The sequence below is a fragment of the Streptomyces sp. NPDC027189 genome (assembly GCF_055566975.1).
This window is the reverse complement of the sequence record NZ_JBVHRI010000002.1, coordinates 714,038-736,297: the sequence shown is the minus strand read 5'-3', so window position 1 is coordinate 736,297 and position 22,260 is coordinate 714,038. Positions and strand designations below refer to the sequence as shown.

Sequence of the window (22,260 nt, the reverse complement as noted above, 5' to 3'; positions counted from 1 at the left end):
GGTCCCTCGGGGCGGTCCTCGTCAGTGTCCGGTCAGTTCCGGTGCGGCTCGCGCTCCAGCAGCGGGGCCGCGTCGGAGAGTACCCCGGTGATCCTCGTGAGCGTCTCCTCGTCCCGCTCCACGGCATCGAGCACGGGCCCGCGGGCGGTGTTCCAGCGCCGGGCGACGGCGGCCGGGTCCTCGCCGGTCAGCAGACCCGCGGCCTGCGCCGCGGCTCCCAGCGCGACCAGTTCCTTGGCCTCGGGCACCTGAACGGGCCGCCCCGACAGTCGGCGAACCGTCTCCTGCCAGGCCGTTCCCCGGGCGCCGCCGCCGATCAGCAGCAGCGGAGCGGAGCTGTCGGCGTCCTCGTCGAGCACCAGGTCGAGGGCGCCCAGCAGCGAGTGGACCGCGCCGTCGTACGCCGCCTGGAGCAGTTGCCCGCCCGTCGTGTCGTGCCGGAGCCCATGCAGCAGTCCGGCGGCGTGCGGCAGGTTCGGCGTGCGCTCACCGTCCAGGTAGGGGAGCAGCGTCACGCCCGCGCCCGGCTCGACGGCCTCGCGGTCCAGGCCCAGCAGTGCGGCCACACGGTCGATGGCCAGAGTGCAGTTCAGGGTGCAGGCCAGCGGGAGCCAGTCGCCACGCGCGTCGGCGAAGCCCGCCACGGTGCCGGTCGGGTCGGCGGGGCGTCGCGTCGAGACGGCGTACACCGTGCCGGAGGTGCCGAGGCTCAGTACCGGGATGCCGGGGCGCAGCCCGAGGCCGAGCGCTGCGGCCGCGTTGTCGCCGGTGCCGGCGGCGACCAGTGTGCCCCTGGAGACTGGCAGCTCATGGCCGGCGTGCACAGTTCCGGCCACCTCACCGGGACGGACGATGCGCGGAAGCAGCGCCGGGTCGAGGCCGACATGGGCGAGGACCTCTTCGTCGTACGTCTCGGTCGCGGACGCCCACCAGCCCGTACCCGAGACATCGCCCCGGTCGGTCGTGCCCTGTCCCGTGAGACGTTCGGTGAGGTAGTCGTGGGGGAGTCGTACGGCCGCGGTCGCACGGACGGCGTCCGGCTCGTTCTCGGCCAGCCAGGCCCACTTCGTGACCGTGAACGACGGGCCGGGCACAATGCCGGTCCGTTCGGCCCAGGCCTTCGGGCCGCCCAGCTCCTCGACGAGCCGACGCGCCTGCGCCGCCGAGCGTACGTCGTTCCACAGCAGGGCAGGGCGTACGGGATCGCCCTGGGCGTCGAGCGTGACGAGCCCGTGCTGCTGGCCGCCGATCGACACCGCTGCGGCCTCGTGTGCCGCGTCCCCGCACTGGTGCAGGGCCTCGCAGAGCGCGTCCCACCACTGCCGCGGGTCGCTCTCGCGGCCCGCCCCGGTAGAGACGGTGTGCGACGCCTGTCCGCTCGCCACCACCTGGCCGGTCGACGCGTCGACGACCAGGGCCTTGGTGGACTGGGTGGATGTGTCCACCCCGACGACGAGCGGACCCTCGGCTGCTGACATCGGGCTCTCCCTCTTCCGCGGCTCCGCGGGATCGGCCTGTTTTTGGGGTACCCAGGACCAGAGTGACCCGGGTTTCGCACTTCGTCTCTTCCCAGAGATGCCTCCGCATACTAATTTGTTAACCGCCATGACGAAATAGTCGGAGCTAGCAAGGAGCCGCGGCATGAACTACCAGCCCACCCCCGAGGACAGGTTCACCTTCGGCCTGTGGACCGTCGGCTGGCAGGGAAGGGATCCGTTCGGCGACGCCACCCGGCGCGCCCTGGACCCGGTCGAATCGGTGCAGCGTCTGGCCGAGCTCGGCGCCTACGGAGTGACCTTCCACGACGACGACCTGATCCCCTTCGGATCCTCGGACAGCGAGCGCGAGTCGCACGTCAAGCGGTTCAGGCAGGCCCTGGACGCGACGGGTCTGAAGGTGCCGATGGCCACCACCAACCTGTTCACGCACCCCGTCTTCAAGGACGGCGCATTCACCGCCAACGACCGAGACGTGCGTCGCTACGCGCTGCGCAAGACGATCCGCAACATCGACCTGGCGGTCGAGCTGGGCGCCCGGACGTACGTCGCCTGGGGCGGCCGGGAGGGCGCCGAGTCCGGCGCTGCCAAGGACGTACGCGTGGCCCTCGACCGCATGAAGGAGGCCTTCGACCTCCTCGGCGAGTATGTGACCTCGCAGGGCTACGACCTGAAGTTCGCGATCGAGCCGAAGCCGAACGAGCCGCGCGGCGACATCCTGCTGCCCACCGTCGGCCACGCCCTCGCGTTCATCGAGCGCCTGGAGCGCCCGGAGCTGTACGGCGTCAACCCCGAGGTCGGCCACGAGCAGATGGCCGGGCTGAACTTCCCGCACGGAATCGCGCAGGCGCTGTGGGCGGGCAAGCTCTTCCACATCGACCTCAACGGCCAGTCCGGCATCAAGTACGACCAGGATCTGCGCTTTGGTGCGGGCGATCTGCGCTCCGCGTTCTGGCTGGTCGACCTTCTGGAGACCGCCGGTTACGAGGGGCCCAAGCACTTCGACTTCAAGCCGCCGCGGACCGAGGACTTCGATGGAGTGTGGGCGTCGGCGGCCGGCTGCATGCGCAACTACCTGATCCTGCGCGAGCGTTCCGCGGCCTTCCGCGCCGACCCCGAGGTCCGGGAGGCGCTGCGTGTCTCGCGTCTGGATGAGCTGGCGCAGCCCACCGCGGCGGACGGTCTGAAGGGGCTGCTCGCCGACCGCGCGGCCTTCGAGGACTTCGACGTGGAGGCGGCCGCCGCACGCGGGATGGCCTTCGAGCGGCTGGACCAGCTGGCGATGGACCACCTGCTGGGTGCACGGAGCTGATCGGGTTCCCTGGGGTGTGTGGACCTGCCTTCTTGCGGGCTCGCGAGGCGCGGTCCTGCCGCCCGGCGGGTTCTTGAGGTCCGGTCCTGCCTTCCGGAGGGTTCGTGAGGCCCGGACCTGCCTTCCGACGGGTCCGGGCCGCACGTTCTCCTTCTGCGGATCTCCGCGCGGAATGCTCCGGAATCATGCGATCCATGGCATGAGTCCGCATCAACTTCCGCGCAGGGGTCGCGTCATGACCGGTTCGAGGCGACTCTTGACGGTATGGCCATGCCGCCCGTACCGCCCCAGCCCCCTCGGCCGCCGGGAGACACGCCGCCTCCTGGAGGTGGTGGCTTTGGCCCTCCGTCCGGGGGCTACGGACCTCCACCCGGCGGCTATGGCCCGCCTCCTGGCGGCTACGGTCCCCCTCCTGATGGCTACGGACCGCCGTCGCAGGGCGGTGGTTGGCCGCCCGGACAGGGCGACGCGGGCTGGCAGCCGCCGCCTCCCGGATCGCCCGGTGGGCCCGGTGGCCATCGAGGTGGAGGGCGGCGCCGCAGCCCCCTGTTCCTCGTGCTCGCCGTGATCGTGGCCGTAGGAACCATCGTCGCCGTGGCCGTGGTGGCCTTCGGCGGTGGCGGCAAACAGGACAAGAAGTCGCCCACCGAGAGCACGCGTCACTCACCCAGCCCCTCGCTGAGCATCCCGTCCGAACTGCCGTCCCTGCCTTCAGAGGTGCCCAGCGTCGTGCCGACACTGCCCTCGGAGGTGCCCAGCGGAGACGTACCGAGCGACCTCGAATCGCTCTTCCCGACCCTCGCGAACGACGAAGTGCCGTACTACATGCTGAAGAAGGGCGACTGTTTCGACACGTTCGACAGCCTGCCCGGGCAGGCTGCCAAGCGCTCGTGCAGCAGGCCGCACGACGCCGAAGTCGTGAAGGTGACCGAACTCAACGGCAGTTACTCGACCGACGCCGCCCTCAAGAAGGCCGCCTCGGCGCTGTGCGAATCGACACTGGAACGCAAGGCGGCCAGGCAGCCCGCGGGCACCGTGCGCGGCACCCTGGTGCAGTATCCGGACTCCAGCGGCTACAAGATCGGCATCGACAACGTCGCCTGCAGCCTGGCGGCGGACATCGGCAAGGGCACCCACAAGCTGACCAAGCCACTGCAGTGAACGCCACGCGCGCGTGGCCGCCGTTCACCGCCCACGCGCGCGTGCTGTACGAAGAGTCCCCGAGGTCAGATCCCGTGCGGCAGCCGCACGTAGGTGACCGTCGTCTCGATCCCGCTGTCCACCAGCCGGTCCTGCGCGTCGAACGCGCCCGCCCCGTCGGTCATCCCGAAGTCGTTGTCGTTGATGAGGGCGAGCGTGTCGTGGTCCACGCGCGCGACGCCCTCGATCTTGCCGGGCACCCCTTCGACCCTGCCCAGGTCGACGACCAGGCGCTTGCGCAGTACCGGAACGCCGGCCGCCGCTGGATCGTCGAGTTGCTCCAAGGAAGGCGATGTCGTGTCGGTGTCCCACGCGTCGCCGAGGAAGTTCGCATCACGCGTGAGCTTCACCAGCTGCAGGCGGGCGGCCTTGTCGGTGCGCTCCTCGACGAGCAACCGGTCACGGCCGACGGCCACCACGGAGGAGATCTTCAGCTCGGACGTGTCGTCCTCGCTCGGGTCGACCACGTTCACCGGGTCGAAGCGGTACGCGTACTCGGCTGTCACGGCCCGCTTCTTGGGCGAGAAGCGCAGCAGCCGCGTCGTGCGCGAGGCGTCTCCCGTGTCGCCGCCCGGCAGTGAGAGCGGGCTCTGCAGGGCCATCACCAGGTCGCCGCCCGGGAGCTGGGCGAGCCCTTCGAAACCACGGTTGATCTTCCGGTGCAGCAGGATGGCCGGCAGCGTCTCGACCACCGGGTAGTCCGTGCCCGTCAGGTTCAGCCCCTTGGGTACGTAGCGCGTGAGCACCTTCCCGCGCGCGGAGACATGGATCAGCGAAGGGCCGTACTCGTCGACGAGCCAGAAGGTGCCGTCCTCGGCCCGCACGATGCCTTCGGTGTCCACACCGTTCGCGTCGTACGCGAGCGGGGTCTGCGCGTCATAGGAGTACGGCGCTTCGTCGCGCCCCGCCTGGTTGGGCAGTCCGCTGACGGGCTTCCCGGAGGACGTGGTGATCGGAATCGCGTCGAGCACCTTCACCGTGTCACCGGACACCCTGATCTTCACGATCGCCGGGTCGAAGCCGGGCACCGGGAACGTCCGCCGCTTCTTGCCGTCCACCTTGATCTGGCCATTGGGCCCGCGGTCGGTGACCGTCCAGAACTCGCCCATGCGCCCGGCCGGATAGATGTCACTGCCGATTCCCCCGAGGTCCACGCCCCGGTCGTCGGCCACCGTCCCGGGCAGCAGCGCGTTGCTGAACACGCCCAGAGGGATGTCGCCGACCGTCGCGGTGCGGGTCACCCGCTGCTGCGACGGGTCGCCCGCGGCGCTCGCCGTGCCGGACACCACGAAGGCGGCCAGCACGGCGAGCGGCACACCCGCGGCGACGGATCGGTGGACGCGGCGCCGGCCGACAGCATGCGGGGACATCGGGCCTCCTGGGGCACAAGTTCGTTGACAGCGGCCAGAGTTGGCTCCGGCATCGAACGTCGCGCGACGTGGAGGTGAATTCCGGGCGTCAACCACTCATCGGGTTTCCTTCCGCCGTGGCGAGCGCCGTTGCCGGATCCTTTGCCGCCGGTCCGGCCGGGGCCCAGCGGCCCCGCTCCTTGCGATACGGCCACCACCGGCCGTCGCGCCCCAGACGCAGCTGAGCGGACGCGCCGACCGCCGTCCAGCGATTGCGCGCGGCGCGGAGCCGCGGCCGCTCGTCCTCGTCCCAGGCGGACTCCAGCGCCGCACGCGCGCGTGCCAGCGATTCCGCCTCCACGGCCCACTCGTCCTCGAGGACGGACAGCGCGGCCACACCCCCGTACCGCCAGGCGCGTATGGCGAGTTGCAGCTGCTCGCGATCGCGTCCAGAACCTTCGGCGAGGCGCTGACTGATCGCCTTCTCCGGGGCGCCCGCGGCCAGCCGGACCGCGTCCTGGCCAAGTGTCAACTCGGCCTCGACCGCACGCTGTCCGTGTCCGGAACCCCGTGCCTCGGCCAGCAGCCGGTACGCCTCGCCCGCGGCGGCGGCCGCGAGGAACTCCACGCCGGTCGGGTCAACTCCTGGGGCGGGCATGGTCTCCAAGTCAAGGGAGGGCGGCTGCCCGGGCTCGCCTGGCAGTTCCGGAAGAGCCGGCAGCGGCGGCAGGATGTACCCGGCGGCGTACGCCTCGGCGGCGTCCACCCCTTCCCGGCCGGTGACCGGCGACTCCCGCACGGGCGCGCTGGTGCGCTCCTGCAGCTCGTCCAGCACGCGGCGTTCGCCGCGCCCCCGCATCAACAGCAGTACGAACGGATCCTCGTCCAGCAACCGCGCCACCTGGTAGCAGAGCGCGGCCGTGTGCCCACAGTGGTCCCAGGCGCCGCAGTCGCACCTCGCCTCCAGATCGCCGAGTCCCGGCAGGAGTTCGACTCCGGCGGCCGCCGCGTCCTCGACCAGATGCGGAGGCATGTCGCGGTCGAGCAGCGCCGCGATGTGCCCCGCGCGCTCGGCGGCCATGTCCAGGAAGCGGTCCCACTGCTCCTCGGACAGCTCCTGAAGCAGGACATCCGCGCGATGTGCGGTGCGGTCGCGGTCCTGGACGACGGCCGTGATGCGCCCCGGACGCACCGACACGGCACCCACCGCCCCGGCGCGCGCGAGCCTGCGGCCCGTCTTCACCTGCTCCGAGTCCAACGCCGCGTCCTCCAGGGCCTTCAGCCAGGCCCGGCCCCACCACGTCTGCGCGAAACCTCGCCCGTGCGCGGGCGGCAGCGCGGCGAACGTACGCTCCTTGTCGCGATCCGTCATCGTGCGCCTCCTCGCAGCTCCACCAGGTCGGCCAGTTCCGCGTCGGTCAGCTCCGTGAGCGCTGCCTCACCGGCGCCCAGGACGGCGTCGGCCAACTGCTGCTTGCGCCGCAGCATGTCGGCGATACGGTCCTCGATGGTTCCCTCGGCGATGAGCCGGTGCACCTGGACGGGCCGGCTCTGTCCGATGCGGTACGCGCGGTCCGTGGCCTGTGCCTCGACGGCCGGGTTCCACCAGCGGTCGTAGTGCACGACGTGTTCGGCCCGTGTCAGGTTCAGTCCCGTGCCCGCGGCCTTCAACGACAGCAGGAAGACGGGGATTTCGCCCTCCTGGAAGCGCTGCACCATCGCCTCGCGCTCGTTGATGGGCGTCCCTCCGTGCAGGAACTGCGTCGACACGCCGCGCGCCGCCAGGTGACGCTCGATGAGGCGAGCCATGCGCACGTACTGCGTGAAGACCAGAACGCTCGCTCCCTCGGAGAGGATGGTGTCGAGCAGTTCGTCCAGCAGCTCCAGCTTCCCGGACCTGCCCGGGATCTTCGGCCGGTCCTCCTTGAGGAACTGGGCCGGGTGGTTGCAGATCTGCTTCAGCCCGGTCAGCAGTTTCACGATCAGACCGCGCCGCGCCATGCTGTCCGCGCCCGAGATCTCCGCAAGAGTCTCGCGCACCATGGCCTCGTACAGTCCCGCCTGCTCCGTGGTGAGCGCCACGGCACGGTCGGTCTCCGTCTTCGGCGGCAGCTCGGGCGCGATGCCCGGGTCCGACTTGCGGCGGCGCAGCAGGAAGGGTTGTACGAGCTGGGCGAGCCGCTCGGCCGCCGCGGGATCCTGGCCGCCCTCGACGGCTTGCGCGTAGCGCGTGCGGAAGGTGCCGAGACCGCCGAGCAGACCTGGTGTCGTCCAGTCGAGGATCGCCCACAGCTCCGAGAGGTTGTTCTCCACCGGGGTGCCGGTGAGCGCCACGCGCGCGCGTGCGCCGATGGTGCGCAGCGCTCGCGCCGTCGCCGAATAGGGGTTCTTCACATGCTGGGCCTCGTCCGCGACCACCATGCCCCACGCCACCTCGTCGAGCCGCGGTGCGTCGAGCCGCATCGTGCCGTACGTCGTGAGCACGAACTCGCCGTCGGCCAGGCCCTCCAGGCTGCGCCGAGAGCCGTGGAAGCGGCGTACGGGGGCGCCGGGAGCGAACTTCTCGATCTCGCGATGCCAGTTGCCCATCAGGGAGGCCGGGCAGACGACGAGGGTGGGGCCCGCGGCGGACTCGTCCGTCTGCCGGTGCAGATGCAGGGCGATCAGCGTGATCGTCTTGCCCAGGCCCATGTCGTCGGCCAGACACCCGCCCAGTCCCAAAGAGGTCATCCGGGCCAGCCAGTTGAGGCCCCGCGCCTGGTAGTCCCGCAGCGTCGCGTGGAGCGCCGCGGGCTGCCGGACCGGCTCCTGTCCCTCCGGGTCCGTCAGCCGCTCCCGCAGGGTCGCCAGCCATCCGGTGGGACGTACCTCGACCCGGCGGCCGTCGACCTCCGTGGAGCCCGTCAGAGCGGCGCTCAGCGCGTCGATGGGCGTGACCTTGCGGTCCTGCTGCGCCTGGGCACGGCGCACCTCGCGCGGATCGACGAGGACCCATTGGTCGCGCAGCCGCACCATGGGCCGGTTCGCCTCGGCCAGCTGGTCCAGCTCCTGACGGGTGAGCTGCTGGTCGCCCAGCGCGAACCACCAGTTGAAGGCGAGGAGCGCGTCGGCGGACAGGAACGAGGGTGAATCCGGGGAGACCCTGCCCGGACCGTCTCCTTCGTCAGGCGGGCCGATGACCGCCCGGGTCGTCAGCTTCCGCGCCAGCTCCCTCGGCCAGTGCACGTCGACACCGGCCAACGCCAGCGTGCGCGCGCCTTCGCCGAGGAGCTCGGCCACCTCCTCGTCGGCGAGCTCGACGGCGTCCGGCACGGCTTCCGAGAGCAGGGGAGTCAGCGGAGCCCAGGCCCGGGCCGCGCGGCGCAGCGCCAGCAAGGCGTCCATCCGCGCGCGTGAGCCGAAGCCGGTGGATCCGGCCCAGACGGCGGAGGCATCCGCGACGAGGGCCGGATCGCTCACGCTGTGCAGTTGCAGCACCGCGCGGAACGGCAGCCGCGTCTCGTCCGACACCGCCGACGCCAGCCCCGGCACCTCGACGCGCAGGGAGATCCGTACGTCCGCGTCATGCACCGCGCCGACATCTGCGGCCCAGGCGCGCTGCTCGGGCATGTGCTGGGGCTCCGGCGCCGCGAAGGCCGGACCGCCCGCCGCGAGCGCCGCCGCGGGCGAGCGGGGCAGCGCGTCGGCGACCGCGTCCAGGAAGCCGCGCAGCAACCGCTCGGGCTCCGGCAGCCTCAGCGGTTCGGCGCCGTCCACCGGCACCGCGTGCGCGTGGGGCGGCATCGCGGCCGCCAGCCCACGGATCCGCTCCAGATCCTCCGCGCGCAGCGGACCCGCCCGCCATGCGTCGTGGTCGCCGGCCGACAGCCCCGGCAGCAGCAGTCCCCGCGCGGCGAACTGGAGGGCGAGCACGGCGGCCGTGCCCCAGAACGCGGTCGCCCGCTGAACCTGTGCGACGGCACGCGCGCGCGTGAGGACCGGCAGAGCGGCCCGTACCGGAAGCAGCACGGCGGGCACGGTCACGAGTTCGACGCCCTCGTCCGCGGGCAGCACGACGGTCAGCTCCTCGGCGGAGCCGGACGCCACCTGGGGAGGGGAGCCGCCTTCGGGGCGCCAGAACGCAACGCGGCCGGTACGGGAGGGCACGGCGGGCACGAACACGGCACGGCAGCGGGCCAGTTCGGAGATCTCGGCGGGGGTTGCCGCGGGAATCCTCTGCACAGCGATGGCGTATTCCTCAAATTTGACTACTGGGGGCCGGGTCGCCGAGGGTACAGCACTCCGGAGGGCAGGCGGGCACGGTCGGCCGTGACGTGGGTCACCTCGCGCGGGGTGCAGCCAGCACCCCTACCGTGCGCCGGGAGGCCCCCGCACCGACACGGGTGGTGGCGCCATGGTCGCCGAAGGTCACTGATTCGTACGTTTCATCAGGTCAGCCCGATTGTCTGAGAGACCGGAGACCCGCCATGCCCCAGACCGTCGCAGTCCTCGCGGAACACCTTCCAGGGACGAGCGTCGGGCAGACCCCCGGAAGCGAGTTCGCGCCCCTCTTGCGTACCGTCAAGGACCGGGGCCTCCTGAGGTGTCGCCATGGCTGGTACGCGCGGGAGATCGCCGCGAACGCGCTGGCCCTGGCCGCGGTTGTGACCGGCGTCGCCCTGATCGGCAACTCCTGGTGGACACTGCTCCTCGCCCCGGTGCTCGCCGTCCTCGGCGCCCGAACGGCGTTCATAGGCCACGACGCAGGCCACTCGCAGATCACCAGCGACAAGTCCGTCGGTCGCGTGATCGGCCTGATCCACGGCAACCTGCTCCTGGGGATGAGCTACTCCTGGTGGAACGACAAGCACAATCGCCACCACGCCAACCCCAACCACATCGCCAAGGACCCCGACGTCGTCGCCGACGTCCTGGTGTTCACCAGTGAGCAGGCCAAGGACCGGTCCGGCTTCCGGCGCTGGCTGACCCGCAACCAGGCCTGGCTCTTCTTCCCGCTCACCCTCCTCGAAGGCGTCGCCCTGAAGGTCCACGGTTTCCAAGACCTGCGCAGGCAGCCGCCGCGTGAGCGGGCCGTGGAGGCCCTGCTGCTGGTGGCCCACGTCGCCGCCTACGCGACGCTGCTGCTCACCTCTATGTCGCTCGGCAAGGACCTGGTATTCGCCGCCCTCCACCAGGCGCTTTTCGGCCTGCATCTGGGCATGGCCTTCGCGCCCAACCACAAGGGCATGGAAATGCCCGACCCGGACGGCGAGCGCTGGGGGCATCTGCGTCGCCAAGTGCTCACCTCGCGCAATGTCCGCGGAGCTGTTCTGACGGACTGGTTCCTCGGCGGCCTGAACTACCAGATCGAGCACCATTTGTTCCCCAGCATGCCCCGCCCGCATCTGCGCCTTGTCCAGCCCCTGGTGCGCGCACACTGCCAGGAGTTGGGTATCTCCTACACGGAGACCGGGCTCGTCGACTCCTACCGGCAGGCCCTCCGCCACATGTACGAGGTCGGGGAGCCTCTCAGGGTTGAGTAGGGGCGCGGCTCAGGGACGTATCAGGGTCGCGGTCCGGAACCGTGGGAGGCAGGGACCCGTTCTCAGGACAGAGAGCGGCAGCAGCCGCGAAGGAGGCGACACACATGTCGAAGAACGCGAAGATCGCTGCGGGAGGTGTGGCGGTCGGGCTCATCCTGCTGATCTGGTTGCCCTGGTGGGCCGCCTTCCTGATCGTGCTGGGAGTCCCGGCGGCCGCATACCTTGCGCTGGACCCCTCGCAGCGGCGCAGGCTGCGCCGCGTCACGCGCAAGGAGCTCGGCCGCTGAGGAGCCACCGCCCTGGTGCTGCTCCGTCCAGCGCGCACGAGTTCAGCGCATCGCCGCTCGCGGACGTGCCGTCGGTACGGTCCGCGAGCGGCAATGCGACGCGAGGCGGATCCACCTGCCTCGGCCCGACCGAGGGCCCACTTCGACTTCCTGCCCTTCCCGCACGCAGGAGTGCCCCGGCGCGTTACGCCGGCACGGTCACCCCGCACGCGTACGAATCCCTCCACCACGCCCTCGACCCACCGCGCCCTCGCCGCCGGTGACCCGACGAACGGCACACGGCGCCGTTCGTGGCACGCCGCGCCCTGAGCGACATCAGGGCGACCCGCCACGACGCGGACGCGAGCCGCTGACGAGAACGGCCGATGGCCGTCTCGCAGGGGTTCCGCGCGGAACCGCGCCTCAGCTCGGGCGTACCGCCATCTTGTCGAGGGCCTCCAGGAGACCCGGCAGTTCCGGTCCGCGACCGACGGGCAGGACCTCTCCGGGCTCCTCGTCGAGGAGGACGAACGCGATGTCGTCGGTCCTGGCGACCAAGGACCAGCCGGGGCCGTCGGCCCGCAGGGTCCGGGCGTCGCCCGTGGCGAAGGACGAGCGGACACGGCCGAGCGGAGGCGGTGTGTCCACATAGGAGCGGGCTTCCGCGAGCACCCGGCGGACACCGCTGCGTGCCTCGCCGTCGCCGCTCTCCTCCTGAGCCGCGTCCTCGGCCCGGGCCACCTCGGGCTGGGCCTCGCCCTCCGACGTCACGAACTCGGCGTCGTCGATCTGCTCCCGCCAGATCGCCCACTGCAGGGCGATCTCGTCGGCGCCGAGCCGCCGTTGGGCCGGACCCCAAGTGGCGGTGTCCGGCGGGCTGAGCGGGGGCCGCTCCGTGAGCTCGGGCGCGGGGTCGTGCGGGGCCGGCACCCCGGGGGCCGAGACGGCGACCTCGAGGGGCCAGCCGGGCAGCGCGGAGACGACCGTGCGCTCGTCCGGCGACAGGTCGTGCTCCATCCCGCAGTCCCAGGACGCGATGGCGACGGCGACCAGCGAGACGTCGTCGACGACGACCGTCCACCGCGCGCCATCGCCGTCCTGGCCGAGCACGAGACCGTACCCGTCGGCGAGAGGCGCGAGACCGAGCGCCCCGCATGCCTCGGGGTAGTCGTCCCCCAGCACGCTGGGGAACTTCGCGGGTGTCAGCAACACCGCCGTCAGCACATACAGCGCGTCTTCGTCCAGTGCGTCGTCGTCCCCGATGGCGACGGCGCCATCGTCCGTCCCGGCCATCCCAGCCTCCCCATAGCTACGTTCGTCGGCGCACCATAATGCGAGCGGAAGGCGCTTGTCACGGGCCCGAAGCACACGCGGAGCTGCAGTTATCCGGCTGGACAGGGGCGAAACGACCGTTCCGGCCCCTAGGGTCAGGCCACGGGTAGTCCGAGCAGCGTGCGGGCCACCGTCCGCGGCGACTCGTCGCGCTCCCGTGCCAGGGCTATCACGGCCCGGCAGGCGAGCTCGTTCACCCCGAACGACAGCGCCTCCGGCGACACCCAGGCGGCTGCCTCGTCGATCTGGTCCTGGTCGTCCTCGGCGCACGCCGACACGTACGCCGCGGCCGCCTCGAACAGGTTGTGCGCACGCCTCTCAGGCCGCGGCGTCGCGGGCTGCCGCTCCTCGGACCGCTCGGCCGTCTTCTTGCGCCACTTCTTGCGGAGTCTGCCGAACACGTCGGACATCAGGCCACCTTCCCCCTGTGCGATGGTCATCGCTGATCGCTCATCTGCTGCTACTCAACGTAGAGTTGGAGCCGCGGCGACAGAAGGGGGACAGCCCGGTGAAGCGTTACGAGCGACTCGAACGGATCCGGCGGATGGACCCGGAGAAGGAGGCGTCGGAGATCTACCGGCTCACCTGCGCGTACGAATTCCCCTGGGATTTCACCCGCGCCCTGGAACTGGCCCTCTACCGCACCTACGCCGTCCCCAGCATCGGCCGGCTCCTCGCCGAGACGGCGGAACTCACGAACCGCACACAGAAGCGCTACGACGACACGGCGCTGCTCCTCGACGCCATCGTCGAGCACGGCTTCGACGGAGAGCAGGGCCGCACGGCGATCCGCCGCATCAACCAGATGCACCGCAGCTACGACATCAGCAATGAAGACATGCGTTACGTGCTCTGCACCTTCGTGGTGATGCCCAAAAGGTGGATCGAGTCCTATGGATGGCGCAGGCTGTCGCGTCACGAGATCGTCGCGTCAACCGTGCACTATCGCACCCTTGGGCGGCACATGGGCATCAAGGACGTTCCCGAGACCTACGAGGAATTCGAGGCCTGTCTCGACGCCTACGAAGAGGCGCACTTCGGGTGGGACGAGGGTGCGCGCCGGATCTCCGACGCGACGCTGGACCTGATGGCCTCCTGGTACCCGCGTCCGCTCGCACCGCTGCTGCGTGCCTCGACCCTGGCCCTGCTCGACGATTCGCTGTTGCAGGCCTTCCGGTACGAAGCCCCGGGCGCCACGACGCGCGCGTGGGTCCGCCGCGCGGTGCGCGCGCGTGGTCGGCTGGTTCGGCTGATGCCGCCGCGCCGTGCCCCGCACTTCGCGAGGCAGAACTGGGAGATCAAGGGTTACCCGGACGGCTACCGCGTCGCAGAGCTGGGCACCTGTCCGGTGCCTGGTGTGCGGGGCTGCCCCGTCTCACCGGCCACCAGCGCCGAGTGAGTCGATCGTGGCCCGCAGCCAGGTCAGTTCGGCCCGGCTCGTGGCTCGCGCGATGGTGAGGATGCCGCGCCGGAAGGGGTCGTCCAGCTCCTCGGCGGACAGAGGCCGGTCACCTTCGTAGAAGAAGCTCGCGGGCTCCTCCAGGAAGGCGAGCCTGCGCCGCAGTACGGCTGCCTGCGCCCTCGGGTCCTCCAGGTGCCTGAGGAAGGCGAGCAGCGTGAACCAGCGATTCTCGTCCGTGATGTCGCGCTGTGCCGGTTCCGCCAGCCGGCGGCGCAGCTCGCTTCTGCCTTCCTCCGTGAGCGTCAGGACGTGACGAGGGGCGGCCACGGAACCGGGCTCGGTCGCTCGCGCCAGCAGGTCCGCCTTCTCCAACCGCTTGATCGCGGGATACAGCGTGCTCTCGGCCACGGGTTTCACATGCCCGGTCAGCGCACTGATGCGCTTGCGCAGCTCATAGCCGTGCAGCGGGGTGTCGTACAGAAAACCAAGGATGGCCAGCTCCAGCATGTCCACATTATGCCGCACTCTCGCTGTACATCGCTTCCTCTATACATCGGTTCCGAGGTATCCTCTTGGAGGCGTGGAAGACCATGAAGCGGCACAGGGGAGTGCGTGATGCGGCAGGCCGAGTTCGACAGCAATGGAAGCCAGATCCGCTGGACGGAGGCGGCGGGCGCGGAACCGGCGCGGGTGTACGTGCACGGACTGGGTTCGGCCTCGACGGTCTACCACGCCCATATCGCGGCCCGGCCCGAACTGGCGGGCCGCCGCACCCTGTTCGTCGACCTGCCAGGTCACGGCATCAGCGACCGGCCCGTGGACTTCGGCTACACCCTGGAAGACCACGCGGACGCGTTGGCGGTGGCCCTGGATGCGGCTCACCTCGCCGGCGCGGAACTGGTCGCGCACAGCATGGGCGGCGCCGTCGCCATCGTGCTCGCCCACCGGCGCCCCGAACTCGTCTCACGGCTGGTCCTGACGGAGGCCAACCTCGACCCGTACCCTCCGCTCACCGCGGGCAGCAGCGGCATCGCTTCCTACGAGGAGGACGACTACGTCGAAAACGGCGGCCACGCGCGCGTGCTGGCGAAGGTCGGTCCCTCCTGGGCGGCCACCATGCGACTCGCCGATCCGCGCGCCCTGCACCGCACGGCTGCGGGGCTCAGGCGCGGCACGAACCCCACGATGCGCCGGATGCTCGAAGAGCTGACGGCGGACCGCGTCTACCTTCAGGGCGAGCTGACCGGTGAACTCCCGGGCAGGGAAGGCCTGGAGGCCGCCGGAGTACGCGTCGTGACCGTGCCCGGGGCCGGACACAACGTCATGTTCGACAACCCCGAAGCCTTCGCGGCGGAGATCGCCCGAAGGGACTGAGGCTCCAGCCGGACCGGAGGGGCTGACGCCCCAGGCGCGCCGTAAGGGGCTGACGCCTCACGCGCGGAGGAAGAGGTTGCCGCCTCAGCCGCGGCGTACGGCCAGCGCGAGGAAGCGGACGTCCTCGTCGACGTATGACCTCATGTCCCAGCCGGAACCGGCGAGGAGGGGACCGAGGTTGCCTTCCGCGCGCAGGTCGTCCGGGGTGATCTGCCGGCCCTGACGGGCCGCGAGCGCCGCTCGGCCGATCGGGTGGAAGAGGGCGAGGGTGCCGCCCGGCCGCACCACGCGTGCCAACTCCTGGAGGTTCTGCGCCGGGTTCGGCAGGTGCGCGATGAGGCCCGCCGCGAACACCGCGTCCAGCGACTCGGTGCGGAACGGAAGACCGGCGACGTCGGCGAGCAGCAACTGCCCGTCCCGGTCCCGTCCGGCCCGTACGGCGGCCTCCAGCATGGCCGGGGTCAGATCGGCCCCGATGACCACTCCGGAGGCCCCCACGGCCGCTCGCAGCGGCGGCAGGGCGCGGCCGGTGCCGCAGCCCGCATCGAGCACGCGGTCGCCCTCGCGCAGACCGAGTTCGGCGACCGCGGCCGCGTACGCCGGCCCGTCGTCGGGGAACCGCTCGTCCCAGTCCGCCGCGCGGGCCGTGAAGAACTCCTGGACGTGTGTGTGGTCGTCGCTCATGCTCCGCATGATCCCTCACCGACACGAAGGACGTCGCGGTGCACACGTTCGAGCGTGACGCGATCGTTCAGGTACATCTCTTCGTCATATTCCAACAGCTTTCGAAATGCGCCCCTGTTGTGCGCCTCTGCCCGGACTAGCGTCCCTGGGCCATGGGACACCTGGACCACGCCGCCTTCGGCTGGCTGACCCCCGTGCTGTCGTACGTGATGGCCTGCATAGGCGCCGCCCTCGGGCTGCGCTGCACGGTCCGCGCGCTCGGCGCCACCGGGCGGTCGCGCCGCAACTGGCTCCTCACCGCGGCCTCCGCGATCGGCACCGGCATCTGGACCATGCACTTCGTGGCGATGCTCGGCTTCAGCGTCACCGGCACGGAGATGCGCTACAACGTGCCGTTGACCATCCTCAGTCTGCTCGTCGCCATGGTCGTCGTCGGCGCTGGCGTCTTCGCCGTCGGCTACAGCCGCGACCGGGGCCGTGCACTCTTCCTGGGCGGGCTCACCACCGGACTCGGTGTCGCGAGCATGCACTACCTGGGCATGGCCGCGCTGCGGCTGCACGGCCAGGTGCACTACGACCCGGCCCTGATCGGCCTCTCCGTCGTGATCGCCGTGGTCGCGGCGACCGCGGCCCTGTGGGCGGCACTCAACATCAAGTCGCCCGTGGCGGTCGCCGTCGCCTCCCTCGTCATGGGCGGCGCGGTGAGCAGCATGCACTACACCGGAATGATGGCGGTGAGCGTGCGCGTCAGCCCCTCCACCCAGGCCCTGCCCGGGGCCACGGCGATGCAGTTCATCTTCCCCCTCGCCGTCGGCCTCGGGTCCTATCTCTTCCTGACATCGGCGTTCGTCGCGCTGTCGCCGACGTCCGACGAACGCGAAGCATCCGCATCGGCCCAGCGGCCGGTCGAGAGCGCCGCCCGCTAGCGGCGGGCCCGGAGCCACGACGGCCCGGAAGGCACGCCCCGAACCTTTCCGAGCGAGGAGGCCATGCGTACACCCCGTAGAACCCCGACAGCCGGCGCCGAGCCGCCGCCCCAGCCCTTGGCGCGCGGTCGCCGCGCGCACGCCGGCCCGCCGGCCGACGAGCGCGCGGACAACGACGAAACCGTCGCGGGGTCACCGCCGGAGGCACCCACGCGCGCGGGAGGGTGGCGCGTCCGGCCCCGCACCGTACGAGCCAAGATCGTCTGCCTGCTGATGGTGCCGGTCATCTCCTTGCTCGCCCTGTGGGCGTACGCCACGGTGAGCACCGCCCAGGACGTCGCGCGGCTACGGCAGTTGCAGCGCGTGGACTCGACGGTCCGAGCCCCGGTCGACGCAGCCGTCGCCGCCCTCCAGGCCGAACGCGCCGCCGCCGTCCGCTACGCGACCGCCCCGGCCACTGAACAGCCGAACGACCTCAAGACACTGGCGCGGCGCACCGACCGCGCGGTGGCGAAGCTGCGACTGGGCGACCACAACACCGTCGCCGACGGTGCCGACCTGCCGGCGGGAGTGGCCGGGCGCCTCGAAGCCTTCGTCGCCGCAGCCGAACAAGTGCGGTCCCTGCGCACCGCCGTGCTGGACCGCCGTACCGGATGGGACGAGGCGTACGGGCAGTACACCAAGACCATCTCGACGGCCTTCGGCGTGGGCGGCGCGCTCACCGGCATCCAGGACGCCGACCTCGGTTCCGACGCGCGCGTGCTGCTCGAATTCTCCCGGGCTGGGGAAGCACTGGCCCGGGAGGACGCGGTGCTGTCCGGCGCCCGGGTCGCCGGGAGCCTCGACGGTGAACGGCTGCGGCTGTTCACCGGTGCCGTCGACACCCGCCGTACCCTGACCGATTCGGCCGTCGCGGATCTGCGTGGGCCCGAACGAGCCGCCTGGCACGACCTCGTGGAGGGGAGCGCGTACGCCGACGTACGCACCGTCGAGGACAAGGTGCTCGTCTCCCGGCCCGGTGGCAAAGCGATCGACGCCGCGCCGGAGGCCGACTGGAACACGGCCCACGCGCGCGTGCAGGACGGAATGCGCTCGATCGAGGCGAACGCGGGCCGCGGTGTCGCGAACCGGGCCGACCCGTTCACACGCGGTGTGCTCACCCCCGCCGGTGCCGCGGTCCTGTTCGGGCTCGCTGCCGTCGTCGCGTCGCTCGTCATCTCCGTACGTATCGGACGCGGGCTCGTCGTCGAATTGGTGAGCCTGCGCAACAGCGCCCTGGAGATCGCGCGCCGCAAACTGCCGCAGGCCATGCGCAGACTGCGAGCCGGCGAGGAGATCGACGTCCGCGCCGAGGCCCCGCCCGGGCCGCCCGCGGAGGACGAGACCGGACAGGTCGCGGAGGCCCTCGGCACCGTGCACCGAGCCGCTCTGCGCGCCGCCGTCGAGCGTGCGGAACTCGCCAGCGGAATCTCCGGAGTCTTCGTCAATCTCGCCCGCCGCAGCCAGGTTCTGGTGCACCGCCAACTGAGCCTGCTGGACAGCATGGAGCGCAGGTCGGAGGACCCGAACGAGCTGAGCGACCTGTTCCGGCTCGACCACCTCACCACACGGATGCGGCGCCACGCGGAGAGCCTGATCATCCTCTCCGGAGCCGCGCCCGGCCGGGCTTGGCGCATGCCGGTCTCACTGACGAACGTGGTCCGCGCGGCCGTCTCCGAAGTCGAGGACTACGCGCGCGTGGAGGTACGACAGCTTCCCGAGGCTTCCGTGGTCGGAGCCGCGGTGGCCGACCTCACGCACCTGCTGGCGGAGATCGTCGAGAACGCCGCACAGTTCTCGCCGCCGCACACCCGGGTTCGGATCACCGGCGAGCCCGTCGGCAACGGCTACGCGGTCGAGGTCGAGGACCGGGGGCTCGGCATGGGCAAGGAGACGCTCGCCGAGGCCAACCGGCGCATCGAGCAGTCCGAGGCGCTCGACCTGTTCGACAGCGACCGGCTCGGTCTGTTCGTGGTCAGCAGGCTGGCGGCCCGGCACGGCATCAAGGTGCACCTGCGGACCTCGCCCTACGGCGGTACCACCGCGGTCGTTCTGCTGCCCACGGTCCTGCTGCACGGCGACGCGGCGGAACGTTCCCCCCGGCGTGCGGACACCGACAGGCCGGCGGAACGGGAGTACGCGCGCGTGTCGGCCGCCCCGGAACAGGACTCCGTCCAGGCCATCACCGAGCGGCCCGCACTGGTGCGCCCGGTACAGGCGGCCCCTGAAGCCCCTGTGAACGGCTCGTCGGAAAACCCTCCGCCTGGAGTCACCACGCTGCGGTTGCACCGTCCCCCGGACGACTCCGAAGGCTCCGACGACCTCCCACGGCGCGTACGGCAGGCGAGCCTCGCACCCCAACTGCGCGAACAGCGCTCCGAGGACCCGGTGGAAACGCCGGGTCCCCAGAACGACGACCAGCGCACCCCCGAACTCGTACGGGACCGCATGGCGGCCTACCGCGACGGCTGGGCACGCGGCGGCGGCAGGTCACCCGGCCTCGGTGCCACCCCCGACCCGGAAGCGGGCGACAGCAGTGAAGGAGACCCCGCATGATCCAGGATCCGAGTATGAGGGCCGCCCAGCGGTCCGGCGAACTCGACTGGCTGCTGGACGACTTGGTGCTGCGCGTGGCCGAAGTGCGTCACGCCGTGGTGCTGTCGAACGACGGTCTTGCGGTGGGCGCGTCCACCGGCCTCCGGCGCGAGGACGCCGAACACCTCGCCGCCGTCGCCTCGGGCTTCCACAGCCTGGCCAAGGGTGCGGGGCGCCACTTCGGCGCCGGCGGCGTACGTCAGACGATGGTGGAGATGGACGACGGCTTCCTGTTCGTCGCCGCGGCGGGGGACGGTTCGTGCCTCGCCCTCCTCACCGCCGTCACGGCCGACATCGGCCTGGTGGCGTACGAGATGGCGCTGCTGGTCAAGCGCGTCGGCGAGCACCTCTACACGCCGCCGCGCGTCGCCGCACAGCCGCCCGCCGCCGGATGAGCGAGGACGGTCGGTGCAGATGACCGAGGACACGCCGGGCAGTCAGTGGTACGACAACGAGGCCGGACCACTCGTCCGCCCCTACGCGATGACGGGTGGGCGCACCAAACCCGGCCCCACCGGGGTGCGCTTCGACATGATCGCCCTGGTGACGCTCGACACGGGAGCACCCGGCGTCGACGACGACACCTCGCTCGGTCCGGAACACCGGGCGCTGATCGAACTGTGCCGTATCGAGACACAGTCGGTGGCCGAACTGGCCGCCGGCGCGGACCTGCCGGTGGGCGTGGTCAGGGTGCTCCTCGGCGACCTCCTGGAACTGGGCTGCGTCACCGTCAGCCGCCCCGTGCCGCCCGCGCAGCTGCCCGACGAGCGGATTCTCCGCGAGGTGATCGCAGGACTGAGAGCGCTCTAGATGAATCACCTCGGCTTGTCCTTGGACCTCTTTGAACCCACATCCGGGCACCGATTGGGCGCGAGTCGGTCAGAACGGTCAAATTGCGGTCCAATCCCTCGAAGGGGAGCCGCAGTTGCCATGATGCTGCCTTCGCACTCCCGCACAGATGTACCGACGCACAGCCGCTCAGATGTGACGCACGCCCTGCACAGATGTACCGACGTCGACCGTTGTCGGCAATCCCGAGAGAAGTGATCGATGGTCTCCGAGAACTCCGACGCCTCGGGTGGCGAGATGACCGCCCTGGCATTGAAGATACTGGTCGCCGGCGGATTCGGCGTGGGCAAGACCACCCTGGTGGGCGCGGTCAGCGAGATCAGGCCGCTGCGTACCGAGGAACTGCTCAGCGAGGCGGGGCAGTCGGTGGACGACACCGACGGCGTGGACCAGAAGGTCACGACGACCGTCGCCATGGACTTCGGACGCATCACCATCAGGTCCGGCCTTTCGCTCTACCTCTTCGGAACCCCGGGTCAGGACCGGTTCTGGTTCCTGTGGGACGAGCTGTCGCAGGGCGCCCTCGGCGCCGTCGTCCTCGCGGACACCCGGCGGCTCGAGGACTGCTTCCCCGCGGTGGACTACTTCGAGCACCGGCACATCCCGTTCGTGGTGGCCGTCAACTGCTTCGCGGGCGCTCGCGCCTACGGCGCCCAGGACGTGTCTCGCGCCCTCGACCTCGACCGGGGCACGCCCGTGGTCCTCTGCGACGCACGTGACCGCGACTCCGGGAAGGAGGTGCTGATTCGTCTCGTCGAGTACGCCGGGCGGGTGCACACCGCCCGGCTGCTCGACTCCGTCGGCTGAGGGGAAGAGCGACCGCACCGGGGGCGCGGCCGCTCCGGTGCGGACCGATGCTCTCAGTCGGCCACGGAGGCGTAGGCCAGCACCTTCTCGATCCTTACGCGTACGAGGAGTTCACCGGGAACCCCGTTGCGTTTCCCGAACTCCTCGGCGCGATCCTCGCCCATGTACCGGGCGCCGATCCGCGCCGCCCAGTGCCGCAACTCGTCGAGGTCCTCCGAAAGCTCGGCCTGTCCCTCCAGCACGACGAAGTCGAAGGGCGGCCGGTCGTGGTCCACACACAGCGCGACCCGGCCGTCCCGGGCCAGGTTCCGTCCCTTCACACTCCCCTTTGCGGTGTTGAAGACCACGTCGTCGCCGTCCAACAGAAACCAGATCGGCGTCACATGCGGACTTCCGTCGGCTCGGACAGTGGACAGCTTTCCGGTGCGGGTGCCGTGCGAGACGAACGCCCGCCATTGCTCGTCGGTCATCTTCTCTGCCATGCCGCCCATCCTCCTTGCTCGGACGGCGGCTGTGGGGAAGGCTGGCTGGTCAGATCCTCCGTACAGGGGGAAGGACACCACGGGGAGACCGGATCATGGCGCAGAACACGGGACTTGGCTGGCTGCTGGACGACCTGACCGAGCGCGTCGAACACATACGGCACGCGTTGGTGCTGTCCAACGACGGACTGGTGACGGGCGCGAGCACGGGGCTGCGGCGCGAGGACGCCGAACACCTCGCCGCGGTCTCGTCGGGCCTGCACAGTCTTGCGAAGGGATCCGGCCGTCACTTCGGCGCGGGGCAAGTGCGTCAGACGATGGTCGAGTTCGACGATGCGGTGCTCTTCGTCACCGCCGCGGGCGCCGGCAGCTGTCTGTGCGTCCTCAGCGCCGCCGAGGCCGACATCGGCCAGGTCGCCTATGAGATGACGCTTCTCGTGAACCGCGTCGGTGAGCATCTGCGCGTGGACGCGCGGCAGCCGGAGAGCACACCCGCTGTAGACCTCTGACCTGCGCATACGTCGCCGCGGTCGAAGTTATCCACAGGCTCGCCGCGATGTCCGCCGAGCCGGATACGGTTTTTCTCGAAGCAAGCGCACGCCAGCGCGAGCAACTCGCTCCACGG

The 22,260-nt window shown here is 70.9% G+C and carries 21 protein-coding genes; 12 read left to right on the top strand and 9 right to left on the bottom strand.

The window, feature by feature from the left end:
• Window positions 1-32: 32 nt before the first annotated feature.
• Window positions 33-1,478, bottom strand: coding sequence for a xylulokinase (gene xylB / locus ACZ4RZ_RS07745; RefSeq protein ID WP_467743031.1), 1,446 nt, complete (start codon window positions 1,476-1,478; stop codon window positions 33-35).
• Window positions 1,479-1,641: 163 nt separating this feature from the next.
• Here xylB and xylA point away from each other — a divergent pair, with 163 nt between their 5' ends.
• Together xylA and ACZ4RZ_RS07735 are read left to right on the top strand one after the other, a co-directional pair.
• Window positions 1,642-2,808, top strand: a complete 1,167-nt coding sequence (gene xylA / locus ACZ4RZ_RS07740; protein ID WP_467743029.1) for a xylose isomerase — start codon at window positions 1,642-1,644, stop codon at window positions 2,806-2,808.
• Window positions 2,809-3,363: 555 nt separating this feature from the next.
• Window positions 3,364-3,969: a hypothetical protein gene (locus ACZ4RZ_RS07735; RefSeq protein WP_467743027.1), complete on the top strand. Its 606-nt coding sequence runs from the start codon at window positions 3,364-3,366 to the stop codon at window positions 3,967-3,969.
• Window positions 3,970-4,034: 65 nt separating this feature from the next.
• Here ACZ4RZ_RS07735 and ACZ4RZ_RS07730 read toward each other — a convergent pair whose 3' ends face one another.
• The 3 genes from ACZ4RZ_RS07730 to ACZ4RZ_RS07720 all read right to left on the bottom strand — a co-directional run bounded on the left by ACZ4RZ_RS07730 (window position 4,035) and on the right by ACZ4RZ_RS07720 (window position 9,578).
• Window positions 4,035-5,378, bottom strand: a complete 1,344-nt coding sequence (locus ACZ4RZ_RS07730) for an esterase-like activity of phytase family protein (protein WP_467743025.1) — start codon at window positions 5,376-5,378, stop codon at window positions 4,035-4,037.
• A gap of 88 nt (window positions 5,379-5,466) precedes the next feature.
• The gene (locus tag ACZ4RZ_RS07725) at window positions 5,467-6,729 is read right to left on the bottom strand and encodes an SWF or SNF family helicase (protein ID WP_467743023.1); all 1,263 of its coding nucleotides are present in this window, start codon (window positions 6,727-6,729) and stop codon (window positions 5,467-5,469) included.
• The gene (locus tag ACZ4RZ_RS07720) at window positions 6,726-9,578 is read right to left on the bottom strand and encodes a DEAD/DEAH box helicase (protein WP_467743021.1); all 2,853 of its coding nucleotides are present in this window, start codon (window positions 9,576-9,578) and stop codon (window positions 6,726-6,728) included. The genes ACZ4RZ_RS07725 and ACZ4RZ_RS07720 overlap by 4 nt, the downstream gene beginning before the upstream one ends.
• Before the next feature lie 245 nt (window positions 9,579-9,823).
• On the opposite strand from ACZ4RZ_RS07720, the gene ACZ4RZ_RS07715 reads away from it, so the two are divergent.
• Window positions 9,824-10,879 (top strand): acyl-CoA desaturase, encoded by a 1,056-nt coding sequence (locus ACZ4RZ_RS07715; RefSeq protein WP_467743019.1) that lies wholly within the window; start codon window positions 9,824-9,826, stop codon window positions 10,877-10,879.
• A 104-nt stretch (window positions 10,880-10,983) separates the two neighbouring features.
• A complete protein-coding gene (locus ACZ4RZ_RS07710; RefSeq protein WP_151473737.1) occupies window positions 10,984-11,166 on the top strand; it encodes a hypothetical protein in 183 nt (60 codons plus the stop codon).
• Between the two features lie 402 nt (window positions 11,167-11,568).
• Here the strand turns inward: ACZ4RZ_RS07710 and ACZ4RZ_RS07705 are convergent, their stop codons facing one another.
• Both ACZ4RZ_RS07705 and ACZ4RZ_RS07700 read right to left on the bottom strand, forming a co-directional pair.
• Window positions 11,569-12,438 carry a hypothetical protein gene (locus ACZ4RZ_RS07705; RefSeq protein WP_467743017.1) on the bottom strand — a complete coding sequence of 290 codons (870 nt, stop codon included), beginning with the start codon at window positions 12,436-12,438 and terminating at the stop codon, window positions 11,569-11,571.
• A 134-nt stretch (window positions 12,439-12,572) separates the two neighbouring features.
• Window positions 12,573-12,878 carry a hypothetical protein gene (locus ACZ4RZ_RS07700; protein ID WP_467743097.1) on the bottom strand — a complete coding sequence of 102 codons (306 nt, stop codon included), beginning with the start codon at window positions 12,876-12,878 and terminating at the stop codon, window positions 12,573-12,575.
• A 107-nt stretch (window positions 12,879-12,985) separates the two neighbouring features.
• On the opposite strand from ACZ4RZ_RS07700, the gene ACZ4RZ_RS07695 reads away from it, so the two are divergent.
• On the top strand, window positions 12,986-13,876 hold the full coding sequence (locus ACZ4RZ_RS07695) for an oxygenase MpaB family protein (RefSeq protein ID WP_467743015.1): 891 nt from the start codon (window positions 12,986-12,988) through the stop codon (window positions 13,874-13,876).
• Here ACZ4RZ_RS07695 and ACZ4RZ_RS07690 read toward each other — a convergent pair.
• Window positions 13,853-14,386, bottom strand: a complete 534-nt coding sequence (locus ACZ4RZ_RS07690; RefSeq protein ID WP_467743013.1) for a PadR family transcriptional regulator — start codon at window positions 14,384-14,386, stop codon at window positions 13,853-13,855. The two genes, ACZ4RZ_RS07695 and ACZ4RZ_RS07690, sit on opposite strands and share 24 nt — an antisense overlap.
• Before the next feature lie 108 nt (window positions 14,387-14,494).
• Between ACZ4RZ_RS07690 and ACZ4RZ_RS07685 the strand changes: the two genes are divergently transcribed.
• Window positions 14,495-15,253, top strand: a complete 759-nt coding sequence (locus tag ACZ4RZ_RS07685; protein WP_467743011.1) for an alpha/beta fold hydrolase — start codon at window positions 14,495-14,497, stop codon at window positions 15,251-15,253.
• A gap of 84 nt (window positions 15,254-15,337) precedes the next feature.
• Here ACZ4RZ_RS07685 and ACZ4RZ_RS07680 read toward each other — a convergent pair whose 3' ends face one another.
• Window positions 15,338-15,946 (bottom strand): class I SAM-dependent methyltransferase, encoded by a 609-nt coding sequence (locus ACZ4RZ_RS07680; protein ID WP_467743009.1) that lies wholly within the window; start codon window positions 15,944-15,946, stop codon window positions 15,338-15,340.
• Window positions 15,947-16,089: 143 nt separating this feature from the next.
• On the opposite strand from ACZ4RZ_RS07680, the gene ACZ4RZ_RS07675 reads away from it, so the two are divergent.
• The 5 genes from ACZ4RZ_RS07675 (at window position 16,090) to ACZ4RZ_RS07655 (ending at window position 21,153) form a co-directional block, all read left to right on the top strand.
• Complete coding sequence (locus ACZ4RZ_RS07675; RefSeq protein WP_467743007.1) at window positions 16,090-16,863, top strand: MHYT domain-containing protein; 774 nt, start codon at window positions 16,090-16,092, stop codon at window positions 16,861-16,863.
• A gap of 63 nt (window positions 16,864-16,926) precedes the next feature.
• On the top strand, window positions 16,927-19,458 hold the full coding sequence (locus tag ACZ4RZ_RS07670) for a sensor histidine kinase (RefSeq protein ID WP_467743005.1): 2,532 nt from the start codon (window positions 16,927-16,929) through the stop codon (window positions 19,456-19,458).
• Window positions 19,455-19,892: a roadblock/LC7 domain-containing protein gene (locus ACZ4RZ_RS07665; RefSeq protein WP_467743003.1), complete on the top strand. Its 438-nt coding sequence runs from the start codon at window positions 19,455-19,457 to the stop codon at window positions 19,890-19,892. The genes ACZ4RZ_RS07670 and ACZ4RZ_RS07665 overlap by 4 nt, the downstream gene beginning before the upstream one ends.
• A gap of 19 nt (window positions 19,893-19,911) precedes the next feature.
• Window positions 19,912-20,307, top strand: coding sequence for a DUF742 domain-containing protein (locus tag ACZ4RZ_RS07660; RefSeq protein WP_467743001.1), 396 nt, complete (start codon window positions 19,912-19,914; stop codon window positions 20,305-20,307).
• 240 nt (window positions 20,308-20,547) lie between these two features.
• Window positions 20,548-21,153, top strand: coding sequence for a GTP-binding protein (locus tag ACZ4RZ_RS07655; RefSeq protein WP_399088432.1), 606 nt, complete (start codon window positions 20,548-20,550; stop codon window positions 21,151-21,153).
• Window positions 21,154-21,206: 53 nt separating this feature from the next.
• Here ACZ4RZ_RS07655 and ACZ4RZ_RS07650 read toward each other — a convergent pair whose 3' ends face one another.
• A complete protein-coding gene (locus ACZ4RZ_RS07650) occupies window positions 21,207-21,635 on the bottom strand; it encodes a PPOX class F420-dependent oxidoreductase (protein ID WP_467742999.1) in 429 nt (142 codons plus the stop codon).
• Between the two features lie 95 nt (window positions 21,636-21,730).
• On the opposite strand from ACZ4RZ_RS07650, the gene ACZ4RZ_RS07645 reads away from it, so the two are divergent.
• Window positions 21,731-22,144, top strand: coding sequence for a roadblock/LC7 domain-containing protein (locus ACZ4RZ_RS07645; RefSeq protein ID WP_467742997.1), 414 nt, complete (start codon window positions 21,731-21,733; stop codon window positions 22,142-22,144).
• The last annotated feature ends 116 nt before the right edge of the window (window positions 22,145-22,260 follow it).

Bases quoted from the DNA above. Each gene is read 5' to 3' on its own strand.
- xylB (WP_467743031.1), bottom strand. From the start codon at position 1,478: ATGTCAGCAGCCGAGGGTCCGCTCGTCGTCGGGGTGGACACATCCACC.
- xylA (WP_467743029.1), top strand. From the start codon at position 1,642: ATGAACTACCAGCCCACCCCCGAGGACAGGTTCACCTTCGGCCTGTGG.
- ACZ4RZ_RS07730 (WP_467743025.1), bottom strand. From the start codon at position 5,378: ATGTCCCCGCATGCTGTCGGCCGGCGCCGCGTCCACCGATCCGTCGCC.
- ACZ4RZ_RS07725 (WP_467743023.1), bottom strand. From the start codon at position 6,729: ATGACGGATCGCGACAAGGAGCGTACGTTCGCCGCGCTGCCGCCCGCG.
- ACZ4RZ_RS07715 (WP_467743019.1), top strand. From the start codon at position 9,824: ATGCCCCAGACCGTCGCAGTCCTCGCGGAACACCTTCCAGGGACGAGC.
- ACZ4RZ_RS07710 (WP_151473737.1), top strand. From the start codon at position 10,984: ATGTCGAAGAACGCGAAGATCGCTGCGGGAGGTGTGGCGGTCGGGCTC.
- ACZ4RZ_RS07705 (WP_467743017.1), bottom strand. From the start codon at position 12,438: ATGGCCGGGACGGACGATGGCGCCGTCGCCATCGGGGACGACGACGCA.
- ACZ4RZ_RS07690 (WP_467743013.1), bottom strand. From the start codon at position 14,386: ATGCTGGAGCTGGCCATCCTTGGTTTTCTGTACGACACCCCGCTGCAC.
- ACZ4RZ_RS07685 (WP_467743011.1), top strand. From the start codon at position 14,495: ATGCGGCAGGCCGAGTTCGACAGCAATGGAAGCCAGATCCGCTGGACG.
- ACZ4RZ_RS07680 (WP_467743009.1), bottom strand. From the start codon at position 15,946: ATGCGGAGCATGAGCGACGACCACACACACGTCCAGGAGTTCTTCACG.
- ACZ4RZ_RS07675 (WP_467743007.1), top strand. From the start codon at position 16,090: ATGGGACACCTGGACCACGCCGCCTTCGGCTGGCTGACCCCCGTGCTG.
- ACZ4RZ_RS07670 (WP_467743005.1), top strand. From the start codon at position 16,927: ATGCGTACACCCCGTAGAACCCCGACAGCCGGCGCCGAGCCGCCGCCC.
- ACZ4RZ_RS07665 (WP_467743003.1), top strand. From the start codon at position 19,455: ATGATCCAGGATCCGAGTATGAGGGCCGCCCAGCGGTCCGGCGAACTC.
- ACZ4RZ_RS07660 (WP_467743001.1), top strand. From the start codon at position 19,912: ATGACCGAGGACACGCCGGGCAGTCAGTGGTACGACAACGAGGCCGGA.
- ACZ4RZ_RS07655 (WP_399088432.1), top strand. From the start codon at position 20,548: ATGGTCTCCGAGAACTCCGACGCCTCGGGTGGCGAGATGACCGCCCTG.
- ACZ4RZ_RS07650 (WP_467742999.1), bottom strand. From the start codon at position 21,635: ATGGCAGAGAAGATGACCGACGAGCAATGGCGGGCGTTCGTCTCGCAC.
- ACZ4RZ_RS07645 (WP_467742997.1), top strand. From the start codon at position 21,731: ATGGCGCAGAACACGGGACTTGGCTGGCTGCTGGACGACCTGACCGAG.